The organism is Candidatus Spongiihabitans sp. (assembly GCF_965237845.1).
Taxonomy (GTDB): Bacteria; Pseudomonadota; Gammaproteobacteria; order Arenicellales; family Poriferihabitantaceae; genus Spongiihabitans.
The window spans coordinates 1,258,394-1,273,224 of the sequence record NZ_OZ250154.1 but is presented as its reverse complement, the minus strand read 5'-3'; the positions used below and the strand labels follow the sequence as shown (position 1 = coordinate 1,273,224).

11 protein-coding genes are annotated in these 14,831 nt (G+C 47.9%); 2 read left to right on the top strand and 9 right to left on the bottom strand.

The window, feature by feature from the left end; all coding sequences use genetic code 11:
* Positions 1–20 precede the first annotated feature (20 nt).
* Genes ACPXXB_RS06075 through ACPXXB_RS06065 form a run of 3 tightly spaced genes read right to left on the bottom strand, consistent with a single transcriptional unit; the run spans position 21 to position 3,141 of the window.
* Positions 21–1,262, bottom strand: a complete 1,242-nt coding sequence (locus ACPXXB_RS06075) for a restriction endonuclease subunit S (RefSeq protein WP_423910597.1) — start codon at positions 1,260–1,262, stop codon at positions 21–23.
* Positions 1,262–1,687 carry an HI0074 family nucleotidyltransferase substrate-binding subunit gene (locus ACPXXB_RS06070; RefSeq protein WP_423910594.1) on the bottom strand — a complete coding sequence of 142 codons (426 nt, stop codon included), beginning with the start codon at positions 1,685–1,687 and terminating at the stop codon, positions 1,262–1,264. The genes ACPXXB_RS06075 and ACPXXB_RS06070 overlap by 1 nt, the downstream gene beginning before the upstream one ends.
* A complete protein-coding gene (locus ACPXXB_RS06065; RefSeq protein ID WP_423910592.1) occupies positions 1,684–3,141 on the bottom strand; it encodes an N-6 DNA methylase in 1,458 nt (485 codons plus the stop codon). The genes ACPXXB_RS06070 and ACPXXB_RS06065 overlap by 4 nt, the downstream gene beginning before the upstream one ends.
* Positions 3,142–3,441: 300 nt before the next feature.
* Between ACPXXB_RS06065 and trxB the strand changes: the two genes are divergently transcribed.
* Entirely contained in the window at positions 3,442–4,425 is a 984-nt protein-coding gene (gene trxB, locus ACPXXB_RS06060; protein ID WP_423910589.1) for a thioredoxin-disulfide reductase, read from the top strand.
* A complete protein-coding gene (locus ACPXXB_RS06055; protein ID WP_423910586.1) occupies positions 4,425–4,994 on the top strand; it encodes a Smr/MutS family protein in 570 nt (189 codons plus the stop codon). The genes trxB and ACPXXB_RS06055 overlap by 1 nt, the downstream gene beginning before the upstream one ends.
* Before the next feature lie 130 nt (positions 4,995–5,124).
* Here ACPXXB_RS06055 and ACPXXB_RS06050 read toward each other — a convergent pair whose 3' ends face one another.
* From ACPXXB_RS06050 to smc, 6 genes are all read right to left on the bottom strand, one after another.
* Positions 5,125–5,787 (bottom strand): alpha-ketoglutarate-dependent dioxygenase AlkB family protein, encoded by a 663-nt coding sequence (locus ACPXXB_RS06050; protein WP_423910583.1) that lies wholly within the window; start codon positions 5,785–5,787, stop codon positions 5,125–5,127.
* Entirely contained in the window at positions 5,765–7,183 is a 1,419-nt protein-coding gene (locus tag ACPXXB_RS06045; protein WP_423911004.1) for an FAD-binding oxidoreductase, read from the bottom strand. Before ACPXXB_RS06045 ends, ACPXXB_RS06050 begins: the two co-directional genes overlap by 23 nt.
* Positions 7,184–7,208: 25 nt before the next feature.
* Complete coding sequence (locus ACPXXB_RS06040) at positions 7,209–7,535, bottom strand: glutaredoxin family protein (protein WP_423910580.1); 327 nt, start codon at positions 7,533–7,535, stop codon at positions 7,209–7,211.
* Positions 7,536–7,615: 80 nt separating this feature from the next.
* Positions 7,616–9,649 carry an NAD-dependent DNA ligase LigA gene (gene ligA, locus ACPXXB_RS06035; RefSeq protein ID WP_423910577.1) on the bottom strand — a complete coding sequence of 678 codons (2,034 nt, stop codon included), beginning with the start codon at positions 9,647–9,649 and terminating at the stop codon, positions 7,616–7,618.
* 73 nt (positions 9,650–9,722) lie between these two features.
* Positions 9,723–11,093, bottom strand: a complete 1,371-nt coding sequence (locus tag ACPXXB_RS06030) for a cell division protein ZipA C-terminal FtsZ-binding domain-containing protein (RefSeq protein WP_423910575.1) — start codon at positions 11,091–11,093, stop codon at positions 9,723–9,725.
* 117 nt (positions 11,094–11,210) lie between these two features.
* Positions 11,211–14,732: a chromosome segregation protein SMC gene (gene smc / locus ACPXXB_RS06025; protein ID WP_423910572.1), complete on the bottom strand. Its 3,522-nt coding sequence runs from the start codon at positions 14,730–14,732 to the stop codon at positions 11,211–11,213.
* Positions 14,733–14,831: the final 99 nt, after the last annotated feature.

The following is a 14,831-nucleotide window of genomic DNA, read 5'->3' as shown; positions in this document are numbered from 1 at the left end:
CCGGCACCAATGAAACTTTGTTATGACAAGAAATAGAATAGAAACTCCGGGCTAATCTGATGCGGGCATCGGAACACAAAGAACTCGCTTGAACCGAAACCAATGCCATTCTTCAAACCACTCGCAATGCCAAGCTTACCGTTCTGAAAACACGGAGTGATTTTGGCAAGTAGGACATCCCTGTCTGCAAAGTACGTGTAGGCTCCATAGACATTTCCGAGTGGCTTTGCTTGAGTGGAATCAAAGATCTTCTGTCGGATGCCGAGAGATTTCATCGAAACAAACGAGACTTCATCGTCGATGTTCAGTTTCATCTTGGCTTCTAGTTTGGGTGGACGAAACAAACATGCTTCGGCGATCGGCTTATGCGCCCACCTTGCATTCACAACATCTCCCGTGAACGCCTGCTCTAACTGACTCGCAAACAATTCCCTGGTATTGGCGAGGTTCTTTTTGGTGTTGGCGGTCGCCGTGGCTATCGCCGCGAACGCTTCGTCGAGGATTGCCACAATCCGCTCCTGTTCGGGAATGGTAGGCTTTCTGAATCGAATGCTCTCAATCTGCTTCTTGTTGATTGACGCAAAGACAGCACCTTCGCTTCCTGTAATTTGCTCTTGCATCGAGAGTAGCAAGTAGAAGAGGAAATCTCGATGAATCTGTTCTTTAGCGCGTATGGATGCGAGGCCACGACCGATGCAGATCCGTTCGGTGGAAAAGTTGATTGGCCCTACTGGAGCCCTTACAGACATCAAGACATCCCCAGCGGTGGCTTCTCGAGTGATTTGCGTCGTCCATTTCGTTGGGGCTCCCAAGTACCTGTCCCCGAACTCCTTCTTGCCCTGATAGAAAGGCAGTCCGTCCCCCGAATTGTTGTAGTTGCTACCCTTTGGTGACTGTCCGGCAATTACCTCGCAGACTATGCCGAGCGTGGCTTGTTCCCACCCCGCCATCTTTCCACTTTCCTTTTGATAAAAAGTTTTACCCATTCTTTTAATGTGATCAAGCAATCGCGGGCTTTTGATTTCTTCAAGATATTGAATATCGCACAAGTAGGGGAAATCAGACTCCATTATGTCTGCGACAATGGCGGCAAGCAAATGTCGGTCGGCGTTGGCGGATTGGATTGCCAAATCCAAATCGCTTCGCGGGGTAAAGTTCCCTTTTGCGCGCGAACCATAGACAATGACCTTTCCCTGTTTCAGATGTTTGTCAAAAATAGAGATTAACCCTTCTTTCTGTTTTAAGGATAAGCCAAATTCCATTATTGGACTCGCTCCTCAATCAATGAGATGTAGAAATCGTTCAACAAGGGGTAGTAATCATTTTTGAGACTTTCTAAAACCTTGTCAAAAGTTGCAAGGTCAGATGTATGAATCATCAAGTTTCTGTCGTTGGTCATTTTCAGCCAGATTTCAATTTTCTTAATATACTTGCTTTGGTGTGCCAACTTAAACATATGCCTCGGCGAAATCTGTTTTATGGCAATACCATCGTGTTCCATTTTGTCTTTGAGAGTTTTCCATGCGAGTTCAAAGGTGTATTCAAATCTTTGAATTATCCCTTCCTTGACAATGGGTTCCAGGGCTAAAATATCTTCATTCCCTTCGACGAATTCTCTTAGCAAGCCAAAGGCGCGACTGAAACTATTAAAACGCTGAACCCAGCGAATATCTTCGTTCTCGCTCATATCAACTTCTCAATAGATTGCAGGATTTTCTCTGTTTCCTTATCCAACAGTTTGATATTGGCTAAAATTTCTTGTGGATGCCTCAGTGGCTCTTCCTCCGGCGCATTCGGATTTTTTACGCTCATATCAAAAGTATCCTGAGCCACATCACCCGCATCCACCGTCCATGACTGCACGGAGTCGGCAAACGTTTTCTGCAGCTTTACGAACTCTATCAAGTCGGCATCGTTCAACGGGTTGGTCTTGCCGAGGCTGCGGCCGGGGTCGAGTTGGTAGAACCAAGTCTTGCGGGTCGGCGCGCCCTTCTCAAAGAACAGCACCACGGTCTTTACGCCGGCGCCTAAGAAGGTGCCGCCGGGGCAGTCGAGCACGGTGTATAGGTTGCAGTTCTCCAGCAGTTCTTTTCGCAGCACCCTAGAGGCATGATCCGAGTTCGACAGAAAGGTGTTTTTAATGACCACCGCAGCGCGGCCGCCGGCCTTGAGACACTTGATGAAGTGCTGCAGGAAAAGGAAGGCGGTCTCGCCGGTCTTGATCGGGAAGTTCTGCTGGACTTCCTTGCGCTCCTTGCCGCCGAAGGGGGGATTGGCGAGGATGATGTCGAAGCGGTCCTTCTCCTGAATATCGGTGAGATTCTCGCTCAGTGTGTTGGCATGGACGATGTTCGGCGCTTCGATGCCGTGCAGGATCATGTTCATAATCCCGATGATGTAGGCGAGCGATTTCTTCTCCTTGCCGTAGAAGGTCTTCTTCTGAAGCGCCTTGAGTTGGGAGGTGGTGAGTCTCTTTTTACCGTGTCGAAGGTAGTCGTGCGCTTCGCACAGGAAGCCGGCCGAGCCGCAGGCGCCGTCGTAAATGGTCTCGCCAATCCTGGGGTCGGTGACCTGCACCATGGCGCGGATGAGCGGGCGCGGTGTGTAATACTCGCCGCCGTTGCGTCCGGCGTTGCCCATATTTTTGATCTTGGCTTCGTAAAGGTGGCTGAGTTCGTGTTTTTCTTTTTGCGAGTTGAAGCGCAACACATCCATCTGTTCCAGGACATCGCGCAGCGAGTAGCCGCTCTGAAACTTGTTTTTGACTTCGCCGAATATCTCTCCGATCTTGTATTCAAAGGTGTCCGGCGCGGATGCCCGTAACTTGAACCCTTGCAGATAGGGAAACAGATTATTATTGACGAAAGCGATCAAGTCGTCACCGGTCAACGCGCTGTCGTGATCAAAAGAACCGTCTGCCTTCTTCGGCGCCGCCCAACCTGACCAACGAAACTGTTTTTGCAGCAGAAAATCGAAGCGCTTGCTGGCGAGTTGGGCTTTTGCCTTGCGTTCTTTTTCCAGATCATCGAGATACTTGAGAAACAGAGTCCACGAGGTCTGCTCAATGTAATCGAGCTCGGATGCGCATCCAGATTCCTTCCAGAGGATGTCGTCAATGTTTTTGAAAGTTTGCTCGAACAATTGTTTCTCCTGTTTGGGGGCTCTGATCAGGCTTGATTCTTATTGGCTGGGCAGAAGTCAGCCGCACCAGCGTGATTGGTCGAAATTATAGCCGTTTTGATGTCGATGTTTCCATATCCGAGAGCAAAACCGTAACATGCCGGAATCACTCACTACATGGGACTTTACATGGGACTTTGTATATTTGCCCCTTTATAGGTTGCGCGAATTCGGTTATAACGTACCCGCATTTTTAGTTTAATTTTGAATTAAACGACAGATCCATTCAATCAACTGCCGTAAAATTTTCAGGAAATCAACATGCCGGACGACAAGCATTGCCCATTACTCATCCTCGGTTCGGGGCCGGCGGGATATACTGCTGCGGTTTATGCTGCCAGAGCGAATCGAAATCCGGTGTTGATTACCGGCATTGAGCAAGGCGGGCAATTGACCACCACAACCGATGTGGATAATTGGCCCGGCGATGATGTCGGCGTGCAGGGTCCGGCGTTGATGGCAAGGATGCAGCGGCATGCGCAAAGATTTAATACGGAAATTATTTTCGATCATATTCATACCGCCGAAGTCATCGGCAAACCGTTCCGCCTATCGGGCGATTCCGGGGTCTATACTTGCGATGCATTGATCATCGCCACCGGTGCATCGGCACTGTATTTAGGCTTGCCTTCTGAGCAAGCGTTCAAAGGCAAAGGCGTATCGGCTTGCGCGACATGCGATGGGTTTTTTTTTAAGGATCAAGATGTTGCGGTCATTGGCGGCGGTAATGCCGCAGCCGAAGAAGCGTTGTATCTATCTAATTTGGCATCGTCCGTAACTCTGGTTCACCGACGCGATGAGCTACGCGCGGAAGCCATATTGGCGGATCATGTCATGGCTAAAACCAAGGACAACGGCGGCAATATCACGATTGCCTGGGATAGCGTGCTGGACGAAGTGCTTGGGGATGAGAGCGGCGTCACCGGCATCAGGATTAAAAATGTTAAGTCGGGGGCGCCCGAAGAAATTAATCTGATGGGCGTGTTCATCGCCATCGGTCATACGCCAAACACGGGTTTGTTTACCGGTCAGTTGGCAATGAAAGGGAATTATATTGTGACGCGCGGCGGCGCCGGGCAGGTAAATGGTGGCAATGCCACGATGACCAGCATCGACGGGGTTTTTGCCGCCGGGGACGTGATGGATCACGTTTATCGCCAGGCAGTCACTTCTGCCGCAACCGGCTGCATGGCAGCGCTCGATGCCGATAAATATTTAAAAAATCTTGATGCGCAGGTGACGTAGTGTCTGAAGATAAACAAACTGGAGATAAACAACCGGATGGTACCACATCGCTTTTTCAAAAAGAGATGGCGAAGACAAATACCTTCAGCCGCAATTATCAAGCGTCACGGTTTAATCGCTACGACCAGGGGGATAAACCACGAGCAACCAAGTCTCCTGGCCAATATATGTCGACCGATGCGCCGGGTTGTGCCGCCATAGATCAAACAGATCAAGGCGAATCGGTGCTCTTTGTTCGCTCCGGCTTGCAACGCAAGGTGATTAAACACTTGAAGCGTGGCGACTATCCCTGTCAATCGGCATTGGATTTACATGGCATGAGAATCCATGAGGCGGAGACTCTTTTAAGCCAGTTCTTGTCCGAAGCTATTCAGCAAAACCTGTCTTGCGTTTTAATTATTCATGGCAAGGGTTACCACTCGGAAAACAGAAAAGGCGTTCTCAAGCCATTTACAATAAACCGGTTAAAGCAATGCGCGGAAATCAAGGCATTCTGTTCAGCCAATCCAAAAGATGGTGGCAGCGGCGCAGTTTATGTATTGCTTAAACGCGGGCTCTCGACAGAATAATTGTTAAGGAAACCCTGATTAATTCAAAGTTTCTTTGCACGTGATTATCGAGTTTGACCCGATAATGACGAGATAAGAAGGATTCGCCAATTCCCGCCTCGCAATATCACCGTCTTGAATCAGCGGTTCCTTAAGGCGGATGCACCCATCGATAGGTTAAGTTTATTCGCGGCCCTGTCACTCGCCTGGTTTTGGGCAGCGAATGTTTCCAATTCCGCTGAGACATCCCGTACATCACTAACAACGATCCATGATTTAGATTTACCTTGATACTAGGTTGCTTGTTGCCGGAATTGGGATGGAGAATGAATCGGCGTGTTGCGCCTAAACTTACCGAAGCAATGGTCGGCGTAATGCCCAACTCAGGCTCATCATCGCTGTGGCGGCCCATACTGTCATTGCCGTCACGATAAAGATTGAGTAACACGCTGTTGAAAGATTGCCGGGTATAGGCTTCTATAAAGCCGCGAATTTCCATCAATTCATCAATCCACGGCAGCGGTATATTTGTTGTTCCAGAGTAACGATAGAGCGCTTTCTTGTCACCATACCAGGCACACAACCTCGGCGAAGTGACTGATTTACCAAAAATTTTTATGGATTGCTGATACCACTTTGCGTTTTTATAAATGCCGTCAAAGAGGTCGTCGCTTTTAGCTTGCCCGATAAAATCCCCAATAAAATCATGGATGAAATTATTAACCAATACACATTGGTTTGGCACAACAGAAATTGCCTGGGAGAAATTACCGAGGTCAAAATCACCCGCATCAAAATTGCCTGTGCCACTCAAATATTTTTCCCGGGTTAAAAATATTATTGGGGTCTAACGCTTGCTTGATCAACCGCATAGGCTGAACCGCTTCGCCATGCTCTAGTTTCAGGAATTCGATTTTGCCGTATCCAATACCATGTTCGCCGGTGCAGGTGCCATCCATTTCCAATGCGCGCATTACCATTTTGTGATGCAATGTTTCGGCTGCTGCAATTTCATCTTTATCTTCATGATCAACCAACAGCAATAAATGAAAATTACCGTCGCCAACGTGGCCTGCAATGGGCGCAAGAATTTTCGCCTCCTCAATATCTTTACGAGTTTGATCTATACACTCGGCCAGGCGGGAAATTGGAACACAAACATCGGTTGACCAAATTTGGCCATCTGGACGAAGCAGTTTACAGGCCCAAGCGACATCATGCCGTGCGCGCCACATTTTATTCCGTTGCTCAGTATTACTGGTCCATTTGAATTGACTGCCCTGGTTTTGGTCGGCAATTTCCTGAGTTAGCCGGGCCTGTTCTTGCACGCCCTGTTGACTACCATGAAACTCAAAGAATAACGTCGGCGCTTCGGTATATTCGGTACTGGAATACCTATTAATTGCTTTAAGCGTCAATCCATCCAGCAACTCTACTCGGGCAACCGGTATTCCATACTGGATCATTTCGATAACTGTGTTGACCGCACCTCCCATGTTTTCGAATGTGCACACCGCTGCCGATATTGCTTCGGGCAACGGATACAACTTTACCGTGAGCGCCGTGAAAAATCCAAGCGTTCCCTCGGAGCCCACCATTAGACGGGTCAGGTCGTAGCCGGCGGCCGATTTACGCGATCGTTTTGCGGTTTGAATGATAGAACCATCTGCCATCACCGCTTCGATATTGACAACATTTTCGCGCATCGAGCCGTAACGGACCGCATTGGTCCCAGACGCGCGGGTGGCGGCCATGCCGCCTAAAGTTGCATCTGCGCCAGGGTCGATAGGAAAGAACAACCCGCTGTTTTTCAAGTGTTGATTTAATTGCCTTCGAGTCACTCCGGGCTGTACTAGCGCGTCAAAGTCACCGTGATTAACCGAAATTATGGCATTCATCATCGCACTGTCTATACAAATTCCGCCGCTCAGCGCTGCAATATTACCTTCAAGCGAGGTGCCGGCGCCATGCGGAATAATGGGTGTTTTATTGCGATTGCATATCTTCACAATCGACTGAACTTCCGTTGCGTTTTCCGGTTGAATGACCGCATGCGGCGGCACCGAAGGATGAAAAGACTCATCTTTTCCATATTGTTCACATACTGCATGCTCGGTCTTCAACCGACTGCCGAACAACTGGGCTAATTCCTCCAGAGCCGGGGCATAGTTAAATTGCTTCTGGGGATTGTTATTTTGTGGACTGGTCATTGGACTGGTCATTGAACTGGTCATTTTAATTTCCTGCCTGGTTTTCATATTCACTCATCGGCAAGTCGTCAAGACACCTGCCTGCGCCTTTAATCGCGTCCATAAGTTCATCGCGGTCGAAAAAATAATGACACACTTCTTCATCATTAACCACCAGCACTGGAACATATTCCCTGTAACGCTTGTACCATTGTGAATGATCATCAATATCTCGCATAAGCACATCAACGGCTATTTGCCCGCCAAGATTTGCAATGAACGCATTCAGTTTTGACTCCATATCGTCGCACAAGCGGCAATCTTGCCGAGTATAAAAAATGATCTCCACAGTATTCAATCGCGATTGCCCCATTGATTCGATGCCGCGACACGGCTAATGTAAAATTCGCGCTTGCCAGTTGAATTCAAACTTGAAATCACGTCTGATTAACGTCACGCAGTATTAACCTGTGCCAGAAATTGATTTTCATCCAAAATTTCCACGCCAAGTTGCTCAGCCTTGTCAGCCTTGGAGCCCGCATCCTGGCCGACAATGACGTAATCTGTGTTCCTTGAAACGCTGCTTGTGACTTTGGCGCCCCGAGATTGCAATAACTTTTTTGCCTCGGAGCGGGACATGCTTAAGGTTCCGGTAAGCACCACCGTCTTTCCCGAAAAAATACTGTGCATGGCAGTTTTAGTTTTTTCAGGCTTCGGCCAATTCACGCCCGCCGACAATAATTTGTCGATTACTTCCTGGTTATCGGGCTGCTTAAAAAATGTATTGATACTCCTCGCTACCATTGGCCCTATATCAGGAATATTCTGAAGCTGTTGTTCGCTATTGTTTGTGACGCCTTCCAGAGTCAACAAGCTATCAGACAACGTTTCCGCTGTAGTTTCGCCAACCAACGGAATCCCCAGCGCATACAGAAATCTCGCCAATGTGGTATTTTTACTTTTTTTGACGGCTTCAAACAGATTGGTGGCCGATTTTTCCGCCATTCTCTCCAAACTGGCAATCTGTTCTACAGTCAACGTATATAAATCCGCGACATCGCCAATCATTTTATCGTCAACCAGTTGATTAACGCGCTGATCGCCCAACCCTTCAATATCCATCGCCTTGCGACTGGCAAAATGTTTGATGCTCTGCTTTTTCTGCGCATCGCAAAACAAGCCGCCGCTACAACGCGCAATAACCCCTTCCCCTTCGTAGACAATCGGGGATTTGCATACCGGGCATTTTTTCGGGAACTTAAATGCTTTAGTATTTTTTGGTCGTTTCCGAAGCATTACCGAGACTACTTCGGGAATAACATCCCCGGCTCGCCTGACAATTACGCTGTCGCCGACGCGCACATCCAGACGTTGGATTTCTTCGCTATTATGCAAGGTCGCATTGGAGACGGTAACACCGCCGACAAATACCGGTTTAAGCCGCGCGACTGGTGTAATTGCGCCGGTTCGGCCGACCTGAATTTCGATGTTATCAATCCGCGTCACTTCTTCCTGCGCTGGAAATTTGTGCGCCATTGCCCAGCGTGGCGCTTTGGCGGTGAACCCTAAACTATTTTGCCAGTCAATTCTGGAAACCTTATAGACCACGCCATCAATATCAAATGGCAGGGCATCACGTTGATTCAACATTTGTTGATAATAGGCCAGACACCCTGCTATGCCCTTGACTGGCTTCATCAGATCGGTAACCGGCAAACCCAAACTTTTTATCCATTTCAAGGACTCTAAATGCGTATTGGGCGGTTTCGCCCCGACAACCTCACCCAGCGCATAGCAATAAACACTCAATGGTCGAGATGCGGTTACTGCCGGGTCCAGCTGCCGCAGGCCGCCCGCCGCCGCATTTCTAGGATTTACAAAAGTTTTCAGGCCGGCCTTTTTTTGTGATTGATTCAAAGCGGCGAAATCGTCCCTACGCATAAAAACCTCGCCGCGCACCTCCAGCACTTCTGGCATCGGCGCCGACAATCGGCTCGTCTTTAGTTGTGTTTTTCCACGCAACACCATGCGCATGTTATGGGTAATATTTTCCCCTTGCCTGCCGTCTCCACGGGTCGCGGCCTGCACCAACCACCCCTGTTCAAATCTCATGCTAACGGCTAAACCATCCAGCTTTGGCTCTGCAACATAGTCCACTTCTCCCTTATCCAATTCCATCATTTCTTGCACTCTTCGATCAAAATTTATTATTTCCACTTCCTCAAAAGCATTACTTAAAGAGCGCATTGGGATTGAGTGAACAACTTCAGAGAATGTTTTTGAGCCCGCTCCACCTACCTTTTGAGTCGGAGAATCATCGGATTGCCATTCAGGATATTTATCTTCCAGAGCCGTTAAGGTTTTGATGATCCGATCATAAGCGCTATCAGGAATTTCCGGGGCGTCCAGCACATAATAACGGTAGTTGTGGTATTCGAGTTGTTCCCGCAACGCGATAATTTGTTTTCGCAAATTTTTTGACATCATTTTATTTACATGGATGTAATGTATGCCGAAAGCGCAGGAGCGGCGATTAAAAAAATGTTATTTAGAACTTGCGTCAAAAAATTCTGATTGCCTCATCACTTCCCGGCACCATACCCTGCTCTTCCATATCCCGGGCTACATTTTCAATGGACAGCCGAATTTGTTCAATGTCTTGCAGGGATAAATCTGCACAATTTGGGGCAACGGCATGTCCTTTTATCCGCCCGGCAAACGCCTTTGCAGTATCAACCATTTCGGAAAATACCGCACCCGGAGATCGATTCACGGCAGGTTTGGTAAAAAATATGACCTCGCGAGTAGCAAAATCTCTTAAATTATCAAAGTCGAATTCCCCGGAATCGCTCATATTCGCCAAGCTGTATAAGCACACATTCGTCTTGCCGATTGTTTTATTACGAACGAAGTAATTATTTTCGCTGCGCTCCAAGCCGAGTTGTGTCGCACACCGATTTATAGCGCCACCGTCTAAATAGTCTGTATGTTGCGGCTTTACATTGACCATAAATACAGACTCATAATAACGTACAAAGTCCGAGATAGCATTTGCTTGTTGCAATGCACTTTCAAGGGAAGCCATAAATGCAAAACTCCGGCCCGTGCCTTCAGACAAATTCGCAACCAATTTTAAAAATTTAGCGAGTTCAGTTTCGCTAACCGGGCCTTTTTGATCGGCTAATTGAATGGTTACGATTATGTCGCCAAAACGAGCGTCTTCAGACTCCTTTTCCAAATCACACCAGTTCTTTTTAGGTATTTTAAGGCCGAGTATCCGGCTATGCTTGGTAAGCGCAGACTTGGCCTCTCGGTATTGCGCCAATACCGACTCACGACCCACATCACGCGCACCCTGTAGTTTTACCCAATAATCTATCTGGCTGACCCTTTCAAACCCGTCAATATTTGGATAGATATAGTTGCTTGCAGCAGCCGATTTAACCACGTCCGGGAAGGCTTGTTCTGTTTCCGGTTGGCCGCCCTGAGTGAGTTGTGGTTCATTTTTGAGGTCAACACGCTCATCCGGAATTTCATCGGCATCCTCGATTTTTTCGGGCGAATCAATGTCGTCCACGGTATCGCTGACCGGATTCTGTTCATCCGTGTCTTGTTGATGCGTGTCGTGCTCAGACTTACTCTGCTGGAATTCATCGCTCTGGCGCGCGTTAGTTGGAACTTCGAGTTCATCAGAGAACAGTGAACCATCGTTCACTTGATAATCGAGTACCGGAATATCATCCGCCTGCTGATCCGGCCCATCCACATCGAGATTGTTCGGATCGCTGTTGTCATCAATATTGTGTCGGTTTGATTCGGGTTTCGCGGGTTTCGCGGATTTCGATTTTCCCCGTTCCAGCCATATCGAAATAACATAAACAGCAATGATGAGAATGACACCAATGGTGATTAACACAATCTGCAGACTCACATTAGCTCCTCAAACTCAATCTGATTTATTCATGTTGCACAATTCGGCATATTCATCTAACGCGGGGTGCGGTAGGCATCGCATAATCGCACACTGGCTTTTTTATTGCAGTAACCGCTATTGAACTGCCATCTCAATCGCCTGGTCGATATCAACTGAAACCAATCTCGACACACCGGCTTCCGCCATTGTAACACCCACCAACAAATCCATGGCTTCCATGGTAATTTTATTGTGCGTTATAACAATCATTTGACTGACTTCGGCGAGTGTTTGCAGAGTCTGGCAGTATCGATCAACATTGGCATCATCCAATGGCGCATCAACCTCATCAAGCATGCAAAATGGCGCTGGATTGAGTTTGAACAGCGCAAACAACAACGCCACCGCCGTTAACGCCTTTTCTCCACCTGACAGCAGGTGAATATGGCTGTTTCGCTTTCCCGGGGGTCGCGCCATGACACCAATACCCGCGGTCAGTAAATCGTTGCTTGTTAAGTAAAGTTCTGCCTTGCCTCCTCCAAATAGTTTTGGGAAAAACACATTAAACCCCACATTAATTTTGTCGAATGTCTGCCTGAATCGAGAACGAGATTCCCGATCGATCTTGCGAATGACACTTTCGAGCGTGTCCAGGGCTTCAGTCAGGTCGGCATGTTGAGTATCCAGATATTTCATGCGCTCGCTCTCCTCGTCAAATTCTTCTATCGCAACCAGATTGACCGGCCCAATACGCGCGATTTTCAATTCGATTGCGGAGCGTGTCTCTTGCCACAACTCAACAGTTGCATTATCCGGAATCTCGACTCCACATTCTTCAATGTTATAGCCCTGCTCCTCAATGGATTCAAATTGGGTGTCCCGGCGCACCCTGATTTCTTGCTTGGAAAGTTTGTGTTGATCCAAAATTTCACGGGCATCGTTAACCTGCTCCACCTGGCCTGAACGATTCGCGTTTATCTGGATAATTTTGTTGTCAAAACTGGCTGCCTTATCTTTAGAGGATGAAAACCGCGAATCTATTTCCAGTTTCTGTTCGAGTAACTGGCCCAGTTCCGCCTCCAATTCGGTAACCGATTCGCTGGGCTTATTACCCTTTTCAGTCAACGCCAATAAACGTAAATCGGACTGTTCGAATTCCTGCCGAAGGCGTTTAATATTTTCCCGGATAGATTCAATGCTGGCTTCCAACCGCAGCTTTTGCAGCTCTTTTTCGTGCAGATTTTCCCGCTCCTGGCTAACCGCGTTACGATTTCCCACAACCTGTGCATTTAAATGATCGCGCCGCTGGCTCAGCTTTTCGCGTTGTTGATCAAGGCCGCCGGTTTGCTGCGCCGCGGTTTCCAGCAATGCTTTGGCATTTTCAATTTCATTGCGGTCGTCCTTCATTTGTACAACCAAATCTTCGAGCTCGACGGTTTGTTTGTTTATTTTTGCATGAGCTTCCAAATACTGCGCCTCCTCACGACCAAACCGATTATGTAATGCTGACATATCCGAGCGCAATGCATTCAATTCGACGCGTTGCGCCTGCAATTTGAACTCGAGATCAGTGCGCTGATTATCCAAATCCTCGATTTCCTGATCGGCGCGCGCCACCAACTGAATGATTTCCAGCCGGCGTTGTTGTAATTGGCTGATTTCCTCTTCCCTAACCAAAACGCCGGTTTCCAACTGGCCCTGGCTGGCAAAATCGACCCAGTTTGCACCGACCAGCACACCCTCTCGCGTCACAACACACTCTCGGCCAATAAGTGCGGCTTGATGTCCAATGGCGTGCTCCAGGGAATCCGCAACATAAATTCCCGAAAGCAACGGAGACAAGTTCACGTTTTCGACCTCAATCTTATCGATTAGTCTGGATAATTTTGTCTTGGGCAATTCTGTTCGGTCCTGCGGCACCTCAACCGAAGCGCTGGCAATCAATGACAACCCGAAATTTGGCGGGCGACTCAATATGTCGATAGTAATCTCCTCGGTACAAATGGCTCCGAGAAAACCGTTCAAAACTCGATCCACGGCGCGCTCCCAACCTTCCGATACTTTGATATTTCCAGCTAATTTCGGCGCATTTCCCAAACCACTGTCACCGAGCCAGGATTTCAGCACATCATTATCAACGCCCAGTGCGGCATTTTGAATTTCCTGTAGCGATTCCAGTCGAGAGACAACTTCTTGTAATTGAGTTCTGGCGTTGGCGGCATAGTCGCGCTTATCTTCCAGTTCCGCTGAGAGATGTTTTATCGCCGTTTCGGACTCATGGAACTGTTTTTCGGCATCTGTATATTGATTGTCGTGGTTTGCCACTTCGAGCCGCAATGCTTCAATATCTATTACTGAAAACTGTTGTGTTGAAGCCGTTATTTGCTGTTCGAGTTTTTCCTTATTCTGCGACCCACGTTTCAAGTGTTGCGAGAGATACTCGATTCGAGATTTTTGGATTTCCATCTGTTGAGCAGGTGCGCGAGATTGCTCACTAAACGCCTCCATTTCGGTCAACCAATCCTGCAATACCTTTTCGGCCTCAACTAACCTGGCTTCAGCCTCATTGCTTATCGACTGTAGGGCTTCCAGTTCCGGTAAATTTTTCTCAAGCTGTTCGCACAAAAGAATTTCTTTTTGCATATCCGATTCAGTTTGCTGCTGCCGCTCAACCTGACTCGCTTTGAGTCGACCCAATTCTTCTGTTTGTGATGTTTGCGTTTCGTTCTGGTGTTCAATGCGTTGTTCGAGATTGGAAATATCGGCGCCCACTCGATAAAACGCTTGCTGTATCTGATTGTTTTCTTCGTGGGATTCTGCTTGCTGTTCACGCAAAGTTTCCAGCTCAGCTTCGGTTTGCCGTTGGGATGCCATGGCAGATTGCAAAGTGTTTTCAAGTTTCGCGGTTATCCGGTCTTGCTCGACTAATTGCGTATCCAGAGCATGCAGTCGCAACACTTGGAGCTGACCGTTTATTTGTCGCTCTTGTTCCTTTAAATCCTTGTATCGGTTTGCAGATGCCGCCTGCCTTTTTAACCTGCGTAGTTGTTTTGCAAGTTGGTCGCGAATATCTGAAACCCGGTCCAGGTTTTCCCGGGTGTGCGCAATTCTGGTTTCAGTTTCGTGCCGTCGGTCCTTGTACTTTAAAGTGCCGGCCGCTTCTTCTACAAATGCACGTAAATCTTCAGGTCTGGCTTCAACAATTCGACTCACCATGCCTTGTTCAATTATCGAATAGGATCTGGGTCCCAGGCCAGTACCCCGAAACAGATCTAAAACATCCCGACGCCTGGTTTTCACGTTGTTAATGGAATAGATGGAATGCCCATCCCGGGTCAGGGTTCGTTTAACCGAAATCTCAGCGAATTGCCCGTAGTTGCCGGGTGCACGACCATCGCTATTATCGAAAATCAGCTCAACAGCGGCCTTGCCCACGGGTTTTCGTGCCGATGAGCCATTGAAAATAACATCCGCCATGTTGTCGCCACGAAGCATTTTCGCGGAAGATTCTCCCATCACCCAACGCACCGCATCGATGACATTGGATTTCCCGCATCCATTCGGTCCAACTACGCCAACAAGGTGAGCCGGAAAGCGGATATCTGTTGAATCAACGAATGATTTGAAGCCAGAAACCTGTAACTTCTTAAGCCGCATTCAATTTATTATTAACTTATTTTTAAACAAAGAGTTATCGACACTCGTTAAACTAACTTATTAAAATTTAAGCAAACATTTTGATGTTCACGGAAGGCC

Excerpts from the sequence above, each read along its gene's own strand:
- smc (WP_423910572.1), bottom strand. The coding sequence starts at position 14,732 with ATGCGGCTTAAGAAGTTACAGGTTTCTGGCTTCAAATCATTCGTTGAT.
- ACPXXB_RS06045 (WP_423911004.1), bottom strand. The coding sequence starts at position 7,183 with ATGACCAGTCCACAAAATAACAATCCCCAGAAGCAATTTAACTATGCC.
- ligA (WP_423910577.1), bottom strand. The coding sequence starts at position 9,649 with ATGATGTCAAAAAATTTGCGAAAACAAATTATCGCGTTGCGGGAACAA.
- trxB (WP_423910589.1), top strand. The coding sequence starts at position 3,442 with ATGCCGGACGACAAGCATTGCCCATTACTCATCCTCGGTTCGGGGCCG.
- ACPXXB_RS06075 (WP_423910597.1), bottom strand. The coding sequence starts at position 1,262 with ATGGAATTTGGCTTATCCTTAAAACAGAAAGAAGGGTTAATCTCTATT.
- ACPXXB_RS06040 (WP_423910580.1), bottom strand. The coding sequence starts at position 7,535 with ATGGGGCAATCGCGATTGAATACTGTGGAGATCATTTTTTATACTCGG.
- ACPXXB_RS06070 (WP_423910594.1), bottom strand. The coding sequence starts at position 1,687 with ATGAGCGAGAACGAAGATATTCGCTGGGTTCAGCGTTTTAATAGTTTC.